The organism is Curtobacterium sp. BH-2-1-1 (assembly GCF_001806325.1).
In the GTDB taxonomy this organism is placed as follows: Bacteria; Actinomycetota; Actinomycetes; order Actinomycetales; family Microbacteriaceae; genus Curtobacterium.
The window spans coordinates 3732564-3744442 of record NZ_CP017580.1 but is presented as its reverse complement, the minus strand read 5'-3'; the positions used below and the strand labels follow the sequence as shown (position 1 = coordinate 3744442).

The 11879-nt window shown below is 71.9% G+C and carries 10 protein-coding genes; 9 read left to right on the top strand and 1 reads right to left on the bottom strand.

The features are described 5' to 3' along the window. Positions 1-48: 48 nt before the first annotated feature. Positions 49-879, top strand: a complete 831-nt coding sequence (locus BJK06_RS17820) for an undecaprenyl-diphosphate phosphatase (RefSeq protein WP_070419014.1) — start codon at positions 49-51, stop codon at positions 877-879. Next, on the top strand, positions 876-2120 hold the full coding sequence (mshC, locus tag BJK06_RS17815; RefSeq protein ID WP_070419013.1) for a cysteine--1-D-myo-inosityl 2-amino-2-deoxy-alpha-D-glucopyranoside ligase: 1245 nt from the start codon (positions 876-878) through the stop codon (positions 2118-2120). The genes BJK06_RS17820 and mshC overlap by 4 nt, the downstream gene beginning before the upstream one ends. Positions 2121-2319: 199 nt before the next feature. On the opposite strand, the gene BJK06_RS17810 is transcribed toward mshC, so the two are convergent. Next, positions 2320-3249, bottom strand: a complete 930-nt coding sequence (locus BJK06_RS17810; protein ID WP_070419012.1) for a proteasome assembly chaperone family protein — start codon at positions 3247-3249, stop codon at positions 2320-2322. Positions 3250-3408: 159 nt separating this feature from the next. Between BJK06_RS17810 and BJK06_RS17805 the strand changes: the two genes are divergently transcribed. The 7 genes from BJK06_RS17805 (at position 3409) to BJK06_RS17775 (ending at position 11843) form a co-directional block, all read left to right on the top strand. Continuing rightward, a complete protein-coding gene (locus BJK06_RS17805; protein WP_258027666.1) occupies positions 3409-4119 on the top strand; it encodes an HAD family phosphatase in 711 nt (236 codons plus the stop codon). Further along, positions 4116-5198 carry a tRNA (adenine-N1)-methyltransferase gene (locus BJK06_RS17800; protein WP_229085971.1) on the top strand — a complete coding sequence of 361 codons (1083 nt, stop codon included), beginning with the start codon at positions 4116-4118 and terminating at the stop codon, positions 5196-5198. The genes BJK06_RS17805 and BJK06_RS17800 overlap by 4 nt, the downstream gene beginning before the upstream one ends. A gap of 43 nt (positions 5199-5241) precedes the next feature. Next, a complete protein-coding gene (locus tag BJK06_RS17795) occupies positions 5242-6171 on the top strand; it encodes a hypothetical protein (RefSeq protein ID WP_070419011.1) in 930 nt (309 codons plus the stop codon). A 71-nt stretch (positions 6172-6242) separates the two neighbouring features. Beyond that, positions 6243-7337: a YafY family protein gene (locus BJK06_RS17790; RefSeq protein ID WP_258027665.1), complete on the top strand. Its 1095-nt coding sequence runs from the start codon at positions 6243-6245 to the stop codon at positions 7335-7337. Next, positions 7330-8301 carry a YafY family protein gene (locus BJK06_RS17785; protein ID WP_070419010.1) on the top strand — a complete coding sequence of 324 codons (972 nt, stop codon included), beginning with the start codon at positions 7330-7332 and terminating at the stop codon, positions 8299-8301. The genes BJK06_RS17790 and BJK06_RS17785 overlap by 8 nt, the downstream gene beginning before the upstream one ends. Positions 8302-8649: 348 nt before the next feature. After that, on the top strand, positions 8650-9402 hold the full coding sequence (tatC, locus tag BJK06_RS17780) for a twin-arginine translocase subunit TatC (RefSeq protein WP_070419009.1): 753 nt from the start codon (positions 8650-8652) through the stop codon (positions 9400-9402). After that, the gene (locus BJK06_RS17775; RefSeq protein ID WP_070419008.1) at positions 9399-11843 is read left to right on the top strand and encodes an RNA helicase; all 2445 of its coding nucleotides are present in this window, start codon (positions 9399-9401) and stop codon (positions 11841-11843) included. The genes tatC and BJK06_RS17775 overlap by 4 nt, the downstream gene beginning before the upstream one ends. Positions 11844-11879 lie beyond the last annotated feature (36 nt).

Genomic DNA, 11879 nt, shown 5'->3' with positions numbered 1-11879 from the left:
GCCGGTCCGGCGGTGTCCTGAACCGACTCTCCCCGAAAGGCCCGAGCCGTGCACATCCTCGAGGCGATCTTCCTCGGCTTCGTCCAGGGGCTCACCGAGTTCCTCCCGGTGTCGTCCAGCGCCCACCTCCGCATCGTCGGGCTGTTCCTGCCGGACGCGCAGGACCCGGGCGCGGCGTTCACCGCGGTGACGCAGCTCGGCACCGAGACCGCCGTGCTGATCTACTTCTGGCGCGACATCACACGGATCGTCGGTCGGTGGTTCCGGTCGCTGTCGGGGAAGACCGTGCCCCGGAACGACCCGGACGCCCGACTCGGGTGGCTCGTGATCCTCGGGACCATCCCGATCGGCATCGCCGGCCTGCTGCTCAAGGACTCGATCGAGACGACGTTCCGGTCGCTGTGGATCGTCGCGATCGTCCTCATCGTGTTCGGCATCGTGCTCGGCGTGCTCGACGTCGTCGGCAAGAAGGTCCGGCGCATCGAGCACATGACGTTCGGCGGCGGGATCCTGATCGGCCTCGCCCAGATGCTCGCCCTCGTCCCCGGCGTCTCGCGTTCCGGCGCGACCGTGTCGATGGGGCTCGCGCTCGGCTACACCCGCCCGGCGGCCGCCCGGTTCGCGTTCCTGCTCGCCGTGCCCGCCGTGTTCCTCTCCGGCTTGTACGAGGCCGCCACGAGCCTCGGTGACACCGGCGCGCCGTTCGGCGTGGTCGACACGCTCATCGCCACGGTGGTCGCCTTCGTCGTCGGCTTCGTCGTGATCGCGGCGTTCATGAACTACATCAGCAAGCGCAGCTTCATGCCGTTCGTCGTCTACCGCATCGCACTCGGTATCGTTCTCATCGTGTTGTTGTCGCTCGGAGTGATCCAGCCGTGAGGGCCTGGCAGGTCCCGTCCGTCCCCGATGTCCCGGGCACCGCGCCCCGCCCGGTCGTGCACGACACGGCGACCGGCAAGCCCGTCGATCCGACCGGTGGCGAGGAACGTGCGGCGCTCTACGTGTGCGGCATCACCCCGTACGACGCCACGCACCTCGGCCACGCCGCGACCTACCTCTCGTTCGACACGCTCGGTCGTGTCTGGCGGGACGCCGGGTTCGAGGTCGAGTACGCGCAGAACACCACGGACGTCGACGACCCGCTCCTCGAACGGGCAGCGCGGGACGGCGTCGACTGGCGCGAGCTCGCGGCCTCGCAGATCGACCTGTTCCGGCGCGACATGGAGGCGCTGCGGGTCCTGCCGCCGGACGACTTCGTCGCGGTGACGGACGAGGTCGAACGCATCGCCGAGGCCGTGGCGTTCCTGCAGGAGACCGGCTACGCCTACGCGGTGCCGACGCCGGAGTCCGCCGGTGACGACCTCTACTTCGACGTGAACCGCCCGACCGAGGCCTGGTCGCTCGGGGACGAGAGCGGCCTCGACCGCGAGACCATGCTCGCGCTGTCGGCCGAGCGCGGCGGCGACCCCGACCGTGCGGGCAAGCGCGACCCGCTCGACCCGCTGCTCTGGCGCGCCGCACGAGCGGGCGAGCCGAGCTGGGACTCCGCCGTCGGCCCCGGGCGCCCCGGGTGGCACATCGAGTGCAGCGTCATCGCCGGCGACCGCCTCGGCCTGCCGATCAGCGTCCAGGGCGGCGGCAGCGACCTCGTCTTCCCGCACCACGAGATGAGCGCCGGGCACGCCGCAGCGCTCGCGCACCAGCCGCTCGCGCAGGCGTTCGTGCACACCGGGATGATCGCCTACCAGGGCGAGAAGATCTCGAAGTCGCTCGGCAACCTCGTCACGGTCCGTGGGCTGCTCGACGACGGCGCCGACCCGCGTGCGATCCGCCTCGCGCTGCTGTCGCACAAGTACTCCGACGACTGGGAGTGGTTCGACACCGAGCTCACCAGCGCCACGACGCGCCTGGCAACGTGGGACGCCTGGGCTTCCGGGAGCGACGCGGGACACGCCGACGACGCGGCCGAGGTCATCGCGCGGGTCCGCGCCCGTGTCGCGGACGACCTCGACACGCCGGGCGCCGTAGCCGCGGTCGACACGGCGATCGCGGGCGGGACGGCGGTCACGCCGGACCTCGTGGACCTGGTCGACGCCCTGCTCGGCATCCGCCTCGGCTGACCCGGTCGGCCGCCCCCGTTCGTCGAGCGGGCAGGACATGCGGCTCAGGTTCGCCGAGAGGGCGGAATCGCCCGACTCCAGGCGCCGAGCGTGACCGAAAGTGCCCGCTCGCGCGGACGGGACGGGACGCGACCAAGTGACGGACGGGAGGCGCGGTGCCAGCTGGCACCGCGCCTCCCGTCCGTCCGTGTGGTCGCGTCTACTGCGACGGTGGCGGCGGGCGGAACCCCTCGCCCCCGGCGGTCCCGCCGTCCTTGCCGTCCTTGCGCTCGCGCCGGCGGAGGTACTGCTCGAACTCCTGCGCGATGGCGTCGCCCGACGCCTCGGGGGAGTCGACCGTGTCCCGCGCCTGCTCGAGCTGGCCGATGTAGGACGCCATGTCCTCGTCGTCGGCGGCGAGGGCGTCGATGCCCTCCTCCCACTCGGTGGCGTCGTCGAGCAGCGATCCCCGCGGGACCGTGACGTCGGTGAGCTCCTCGATCTTGTCGAGCAGCGAGAGCGTCGCCTTGGGGGACGGCGAGTTGTGCACGTAGTGCGGCACCGAGGCCCAGAGCGACAGCGTGGTGAGGCCGGCGCTGTCCATCGCGTCGGCGAGCACCCCGAGGATCCCGGTCGGGCCCTCGTACGAGGAGCGGTCGACGTCGAACGCGGCACGCACGCCCGCGTTCTCGCTCGACACGAACACCGAGATGGGTCGGGTGTGCGGGACGTCGGCGAGCATCGCGCCGACGAAGACGACGGCGTCGATCGAGTAGACGTCCGCGAGGTCGATGATCTCCGCGCAGAAGCCGCGCCAGGTCCGCGAGGGCTCCGGGCCGACGAGCACGTAGACGTCGCGTTCGGACGGGGAGCCGGTGGCTCCGATCACGGGTCGGCCCTCGGCACCGGGACCGTGCAGGACGATCCGCGGCCACTGGATGCCCCGGCCGCCGTTCTCGTCCGTGCCGACGTTCGGGCGGTTGAACTGGTAGTCGACGTACCGCTCACCGTCGAGTTCGCGCAGCTCGTCGAGCTCGAGCGACTCGACGATGCGCCTGGCGAGACCGCTCGCCGCTTCTCCGGCGTCGTTCCAGCCCTCGAAGGCGACGACGAGCAGTCGACCGTCGCTGAAGGGGGAGTGCTGTGGCACGGACGGGACCTCCTGGTGGTGGAGCGGGGCGCGGGCGGCTCGCAGGTCGCGCGCGACCGGACATTCGCAGCAACAAGGATAGGGCCGCTCGACCGGAGTGCGTCCACGCGTCCGCGGTGAGCGGAACGCGGGCGGACCGCCCCGGTAGACTCGTCGCCCGTGACCGCGCAACCCTCCGCCCTCGTCCCGCCCGCAGCCGTGCTGTGGGACATGGACGGCACGATCATCGACACCGAGCCGATCTGGCAGCAGTCCCAGGTCGAGCTCACCGACCGCTACGGCGTCGTCTGGACCCACGAGGACGGTCTCGCCTTGGTGGGCAGCGGCCTCGAGCGCTCGGGGGAGATCCTCCGCGACAAGGGCGTCGACATGGAGGTCGAGGAGATCATCCAGTGGATGACCGAGTACGTGATGGTGCGCCTGCGCGACGGTGAACTGCCGTGGCGTCCCGGTGCTCGCGAGCTCATCGAGGGCCTGCACGACCGCGGCATCCCGACCGCCCTCGTCACGATGTCCCGTCGGAAGATGGCGCTCGTCGCCGCCGATGCGCTCGGCGCCAGCGGCTTCCGGGTCGTCGTCGCGGGTGACGACGTCGAGCGGCCGAAGCCCTTCCCCGACGCCTACCTGTCCGCCGCCGCGCAGCTCGGCGTCGACCCGACCGCGTGCGTCGCGATCGAGGACTCGGCGACCGGCGTGGCCTCGGCCGTGGCCTCCGGCGCGGTCACGGTGGCCGTCGAGCACATCGTCCCGCTGTCGGACATCACGGGCGGCGACGTCCACCTCACCACCCTCGCGGACGTCGACGTCGACCGGCTCGTCGAGCTGACCGGCCCGGCCCTCGCCGCCCGCACCCAGGAGGTCGCACGATGACCGACGCGCTCCCGAACCCCACCGAGTCGCTGCCGCACACCGCGGGCGGCGCACCGCACACCCCGCCGCGCGGACCTTTCCGCGCCGGTGACCGCGTGCAGCTGACCGGTCCGAAGGGCAAGCTGACGACCCTGTCGCTCGAGGTCGCGGGGGAGTACCACACGCACCGCGGCGTCCTGCGGCACGACGACGTCATCGGGCAGCCGGACGGGTCGGTGATCCGGGCGAGCACCGGTGACGAGTACCTCGCGCTGCGTCCGCTCCTCAACGACTACGTGATGTCGATGCCGCGCGGTGCCGCCATCGTGTACCCGAAGGACGCCGCCCAGATCGTGGCCTTCGCCGACGTCTTCCCGGGCGCCCGCGTGGTCGAGGCCGGTGTCGGTTCCGGCGCGCTCTCGCTGTTCCTCCTGCGGGCGATCGGACCGACCGGACAGCTGCAGTCGTTCGAGCGCCGCGAGGAGTTCGCCGCGATCGCCCGTGGCAACGTCGGCACCTTCCTCGGCGCCGTCCCGGACAACTGGTCGGTCACGGTCGGCGACCTCGTCGAGGAGCTGCCCGGCGCCGCCGAACCGCAGAGCGTCGACCGGGTCGTCCTCGACATGCTCGCGCCGTGGGAGTGCGTCGACGCCGCAGCGGACGCCCTCGTCCCCGGTGGTCTCATCGTCTGCTACGTCGCGACCGTCACGCAGCTGTCCCGCACGGCCGAGGCGCTCCGCGACACCGGGCGCTTCACGGACCCGCAGTCCAGCGAGACCCTCGTCCGCACCTGGCACGTCGAGGGCCTCGCCGTCCGCCCGGACCACCGAATGGTCGGGCACACCGGGTTCCTCGTCACGGCACGCCGGCTGGCCGACGGTGTCGTGCTGCCGAACCTGAAGCGTCGCGCAGGCAAGGCGGAGTTCTCCGACGAGGACGTCGAGGCCTGGACGCCCGGCGCCGTCGGCGAGCGGTCGGCCAGCGACAAGAAGCTCCGCAAGGTCGCGCGACAGGCGGCAGCGCAGGCCCGCAAGGTCGCCGCAGCCGAGGCCGGACCCGCCGCGTCCGACGCGGACGGCGCTGCTGAGGACGACCGGTAGGCTACGCGACGTGCCCGTCCTGCATCGAACGGAAAGAGGGTCCGTGCGCACCATCCCCGCACTCCTGGTCACCATCGGCCTCGCCGCAGCACTCACCGGGTGCGCGGCGAGCGGGGCCGGTTCCACGCCGTCGAGCTGCGCCGCTCCCGGTGCCGCGTCCGAGGCGGTCACCGCCACGGGTGCGTTCGGCAAGGAGCCGAAGGTCAACATCCCGAGCGGCCTCACCACGAAGGGCACCCAGGTCTCGGTCCTCCGCCAGGGCGAGGGTCGCGAGATCGAGGACGGCACGCCCGTCGTGATCGAGTACACCCTCGTCGACGGTGCGACCGGCGAGGTCGCACAGACGAGCGGGTACTCCGGCCAGACCGCCCCGATCACCGCGGGTGCCGACAACTACGGGGCGCTCGGCGCCTCCCTCGAGTGCGCGCACGTCGGTGACCGCCTCGCCGTCGCACTGCCGAAGAGCGCCCTGAGCTCCTCGACCACCGGCGACACGGGGACCTCGTCGACCAAGACCGAGGACGCCGTCATCGCCGTCATCGACGTCAAGAAGGCCTTCGACGCCCGCGCGACCGGCACGCCGCAGCTCGCCGGGGACGGGATGCCCGCCGTCGTCCTCGCGCCGTCGGGTGCGCCCGGCATCACGATCCCCTCGTGGTCGGCGCCGAAGTCGGACGAGACGCACCTGCTCCGCAAGGGGCACGGCGCCGAGCTCACCGACAAGGACACCGCCGTCATCAAGTACACCGCCGTGTCGTGGCCCGCTGACGGCACCGACGCCTCGGTGGCTGGCTCCAGCTGGACCGACGGCTCGGGCGCGCAGACCGTGCCGCTCACCAAGGGCCAGGTGCAGGAAGGCGTCCGGAACGCCATCGTCGGGCACCGTGTCGGCGACCAGGTGCTCACGATCGTGCACCAGCAGGGCGCGGCGTACGCGTACGTGATCGACGTCCTCGGGAAGATCTCCGCCTGACCCTCCCGGACCGTCCACGGACCGCGGCGCGGGTGCACTCCGGTGCACCCGCGCTGCCGTAGGATCGGCTCGTGCCAGCGACCCGTGTGCCCCGTGTGCCTGCCGAGGAACGGCTGTTCAGCCTGGTGCTCGCGCTGCTCTCGACGGAGTCCGGTCTGACGAAGTCCGAGATCCTGGCCAACGTGCAGGGCTACCGGCAGCGGTTCACGACGGGCGGCGACAACGCCTCGCTGGAGCGCCAGTTCGAGCGCGACAAGGACGACGTCCGCGAGCTGGGCATCCCGCTCGAGACCATCGAGACCCCGGGGGCCGCCGGCAACAACCAGACGCTCCGCTACCGGATCCCGAAGGGCGAGTACGACCTGCCCGTCGACGTCCGCTTCACGCCGGACGAGTCCGCGCTCCTGTCCCTCGCCGCGATGGCCTGGCGCGAGGGCGCGCTCTCCGCCGACTCCCGTCGCGGCCTGCTCAAGGTGCGGTCCGCCGGATCCGAGGACGACGGCGCCGGGGCCCTCGGCGTCGACGCGTACGCCCCGCGCCTACGCGCCCGTGACGTCGCCTTCGAGCCGCTGCGCTCGGCGCTCGACCGGTCCGCCGCGGTCCGCTTCGACTACATCACGCCGGGGCAGCACGAGCCGCGTCGGCGTGCGGTGGCCCCAGTTGCGCTCGTCCAGCACGGCGGCCGCTGGATGCTCGCCGCGCACGAGTTCGCGACGGACAGCGAGAAGAACTACCTGCTCTCCCGGATCGTCGGGCCCGTCGCCCAGTACGAGGTCGGGCAGCACCCGGCCCCGGCCGGCGCGGGCGAACGCGCACTGGCGGAGCTCGAGCGCATCTGGGCGGCGCGCACCGCCCGGATCCGGGTCGCACCGGGGTCTGACGCCGAACGTCGGCTCGCCCGCCGGCGGGACACCGAGACCGACGACGACGGCGTCCTCGTGCTGCACCACGTCGACCCCCAGATCCTCGCCGAGGAGCTCGCCGCCTTCGGGCCCGAGGTTCGCGTGCTCGAGCCGGACGACCTGCGCGACCGGGTGACCGAGCGCCTGCGGGCCCTCGTCGCCGACCACGCCGACGCACCGGCACCCGCCGACCACGCCGACGCACCGGCACCCGCCGACCACGCCGAGCCCGCCGCCGATCAGGACGGGAGCCCCCGTGGCTGAGCAGCAACCACTCCAGGCGCAGGACAAGCTCGCGTTCCTGCTCGCCCTCGTGCCGTACCTGATCGACCGCGAACGCGTCTCGGTCGCCGAGGCCGCTCGGCACTTCGGCGTCCCCGAGACCCGGATCCGCCGTGCCGTCGAGCTCATCGCGGTGTCCGGCGTCCCCGGCGAGACGATGCAGTACCAGCACGGCGACCTGTTCGACATCGCCTGGGACGACTTCGACCAGAACGACATGATCGTGCTGACGAACCTCGTCGCGATCGACGACTCCCCGCGGCTCTCGGCGCGCGAGGCGTCGGCGCTCATCGCCGGACTGCAGTACCTGTCCGCCCTGCCCGAGGCCGCCGACCGCGACGCCATCCGCGCGCTCATGGCGAAGCTGTCCCGCGGTGCCGGCGGCGCGGCCGCGAACGTCGCCGTCGGGCAGGACCTGCACGACGTCGCCCTCGCGGTCATCCGCAAGGCGATGGCCGACGGTCGCGGGCTCGCGTTCGAGTACGCCGGTCCGCGCACGCAGGGGAGCACCCGCCGCGTCGACGCGCTGCGCGTGGAGTCGATCGACACCGACTGGTACCTGCGGGCCTGGGACCTCGCCCGACAGGCCCTCCGGACGTTCCGGCTCGACCGGATGTCCGGCGTACGGGTCGACGACCGCCCGGCGGAGAAGTCGATCGACGACGTGGTGATCCCGGACACGCTGTTCCAGCAGGCAGCCGAGGACGTGATCGTCACCGTCGAGCTCGACTCCTCGTCGCTGCCGCTCGTGGCCGACTTCCTCGCCGACACGGCCGACGCGCCCGACACCGACGGCCGGGTGCGCATCCGGCTGGCGGCGTCGAACGGCTTCGACGGTGTGGTGCGGCTGGTCGCGGGGCTGCCCGGTCGCGCGGTCGTGCTCGACCCGCCGGCCGCACGGGCCGCGGTGCGCGACTTCGCCGCGGCGGCCCTCGCCGGAGACTGAGCCGCGCGCGAACGCCGGACCGGCGCTGCGTGTCGCACACGTCGAACCACGAAACCGACGTCGAACCGGTACCGCGACGTGGTTCGACGTCGGTTCCGTGGTTCGAACCGAGCGAGGCACCCGACCGTCGGACCGGACGCGCGTCGGCCCCGCCGCCGACGTGCCGACAGACGGACGGGAGGCGCGGTGCGGGCCCGCCCCGCGCCTCCAGGCCCGTGACCCTCCTGTGCGAACGCACGTCGCGGCCGACTGTCGGTCCCGACCCCGTAGGATCGACCCATGGCTTCGACGACCGCGCGCGGGCGAGCGAGGCGGACCGGGCGTCCGACGAAGGACGCCGAAGGCCGCATGTCGCTCGGGCAGCACCTCATCGAGCTGCGCAACCGCCTGTTCCGCGCAGTGATCGCGATCGTCGTCGCCGCGGTCGGTGGGTGGTTCCTCACCCCGTTCGTGCTCGACGCGCTCCGGTCCCCGGTCTCCCAGCTCGCCAAGGTCGGCGGGCACACGGCCGAACTCAACTTCCCGATGATCACTGGCGCGTTCGACCTGAAGCTGCAGATCGCCATCACGATCGGCATCGTCATCGCGAGCCCGGTGTGGCTCTACCAGATCTGGGCGTTCATCGTCCCGGCGCTGGTGCGGCGTGAGAAGCAGTACGTGTGGGGCTTCCTCGGCACCGCGATCCCGCTGTTCTTCGCGGGCTGCTGGTTCGGGTGGTACATCCTGCCGCACGTGGTCGGCATCCTCGGCAGCTTCGTGTCGAGCCAGGACACCTCGATCGTCGACGCCAAGGCCTACTACGACTTCGTCATCAAGCTCATCGTCGCCGTCGGCATCGCGTTCGTCCTGCCGGTGTTCCTCGTGCTGCTCAACTTCGTCGGCGTGCTGTCCGCGTCCTCGATCATCAAGTCCTGGCGCGTGGCGATCCTCTGCATCCTGGTCTTCTGCGCCATCGTGACGCCCAGCGCCGACGTCATCTCGATGTTCCTGCTCGCCGTGCCGATGATCGTGCTGTACGTCGCCGCGTGCGCGGTGGCCTGGCTCCACGACCGCCGGGTGGCGAAGCGCCAGGCGAAGCTCGACGAAGAGTACGGCCTGTGAGCACGACCGAGCCGAGCGCTGCCGAACGGTTCCGGGCGGCGAAGGTCCGGAACCGTTCCCGCAACCTCGAACTCTTCCGCGCCGACCTGCGGTTCGACCTCGACCCGTTCCAGTTCGCCGCCTGCGACGCGCTCGACCAGGGGCGCAGCGTCCTCGTGGCCGCGCCGACCGGGGCCGGCAAGACGATCGTGGCCGAGTTCGCGATCTGGTTGGCGATGCGGCAGCCGACGGCGAAGGTGTTCTACACGACGCCGATGAAGGCCCTGAGCAACCAGAAGTACGCCGAGCTCGTCGACGTCTACGGCGAGTCCGAGGTCGGGCTGCTGACCGGCGACACGAACGTGAACCCGCGGGCCCGCGTCGTCGTGATGACGACCGAGGTCCTGCGCAACATGATCTACGCGGACTCCGACCTGCTCGACGACCTCGCGTGGGTCGTCCTCGACGAGGTCCACTACCTCGCCGACCGGTTCCGCGGTGCCGTCTGGGAAGCGGTGATCCTGCACCTCCCGACCGAGGTCCGGCTCGTCTCCCTCAGCGCCACGGTCTCCAACGCGGAAGAGTTCGGCGACTGGCTGCAGACCGTCCGCGGCGACACCGACGTCATCGTCTCCGAGGACCGCCCCGTGCCGCTCGAGCAGCACGTGCTCGTCGGCTCGAAGATGGTCGACCTGTTCGACTCCAGCGGTGCCGCGGCGACGAACCGCGTCAACCCGGAGCTGCTCCGGCTCGTCGGCGGTGCCTCGCGCAGCGAACGGCACGGCGGCGGACACCGCGGCGGCCGGGGGCGCGGGGGCTACCACGACCGTCGTGGTCCGCGCACCGAGAAGCTGCACCGCGAGCGCATCGCCCACATGCTCGACGAGCGGATGCTCCTGCCCGCGATCTTCTTCGTGTTCAGCCGGAACGGGTGCGACCAGGGGGTCCGGAACGTGCTCCGGTCGGGGCTGTCGCTGACGACGGCGCAGGAGCGCAACGAGATCCGCGAGACGGCGGAGTACCACTGCCGCACCCTCCTCGACGAGGACCTCGCCGTGCTCGGCTACTGGGAGTGGCTCGAGGGCCTCGAACGCGGCGTCGCGGCGCACCACGCGGGGCTCCTGCCGGCCTTCAAGGAGGTGGTGGAGGACCTCTTCCAGCGCAAGCTCCTCAAGGTCGTGTTCGCGACGGAGACCCTGGCGCTCGGCGTGAACATGCCGGCCCGCACGGTCGTCCTCGAGAAGCTCGAGAAGTTCAACGGCGAGGCCCGCGTCCCGATCACGCCGGGGGAGTACACCCAGCTCACCGGTCGCGCCGGGCGTCGTGGCATCGACGTCGAGGGGCACTCGGTCATCCAGTGGTCGGACGGCCTCGACCCCCAGGGTGTCGCGTCGCTCGCGAGCCGCCGCACCTACCCGCTGAACTCGTCGTTCAAGCCGACCTACAACATGGCCGTGAACCTCATCGACCAGTTCGGTCGGCAGCGCACGCGCGAGGTCCTCGAGACGTCGTTCGCGCAGTTCCAGGCCGACCGTTCGGTCGTCGACCTCGCGCGGAAGGTCCGGTCGCAGCAGGAGTCCCTCGATGGCTACCAGCAGGCGATGCAGTGCCACCTCGGCGACTTCACCGAGTACGCGGCCCTGCGCCGTGAACTCTCCGACCTCGAGCGGACGAACGTCCCCGGCGGGCGCGAGGCCTCGCACGGCGCCCGGGCCGAACGGCAGGCCGCCATCACGGACGTCCGACGGCGCATGCAGCGGCACCCCTGCCACGCGTGCCCTGATCGAGAGGCCCACGCGCGCTGGTCCGAGCGCTGGTACAAGCTCAAGCGCGCCAACGACAAGCTCCTGCAGCAGATCCGTTCCCGCACGGGTGCGGTCGCGACCACGTTCGACCGGGTCACGAACGTGCTCCTGCAGCTCGGCTACCTGGTCGACACCGGCAACGGCGAGGCCACGGTCGCCGCCGGCGGGCGTCGGCTGCAGCGGATCTACGGTGAGCGCGACCTGCTCGTCGCCGAGTGCCTCGAGGCGGGCGTCTGGAAGGACCTCACCCCGGCGCAGCTCGCCGCGATGGCCGCCACGATCGTCTACCAGCCCCGCCGAGAAGACGCGCCCGGCACCGAGCACGCTCTGCCCCGCGGGGCGTTCCGTCCGGCACTCGACGAGACCCTCACCATCTGGTCCCGACTCGACGACATCGAGCGCGACGCCCGCCTCGCCGGGTCGCAGCCGCCGACCCCGGCCGCCGCGGTCGGCATGTTCCGCTGGGCGTCCGGCTCCGCGCTCGACGACGTGCTGCGCACGCTCGACCTGCCGGCCGGTGACTTCGTGCGCTGGTCGAAGCAGGTCATCGACCTGCTCGACCAGATCCGGAACGCCGGCGACGACGACCTCGCCCAGACCGCACGGCGGGCGACGGACGCGGTGCGCCGCGGCATCGTCGCCTACGCGGCGGTCTGACAGGAGGCACGGTGCCGGTTCCCGAGTCCGAAGTGC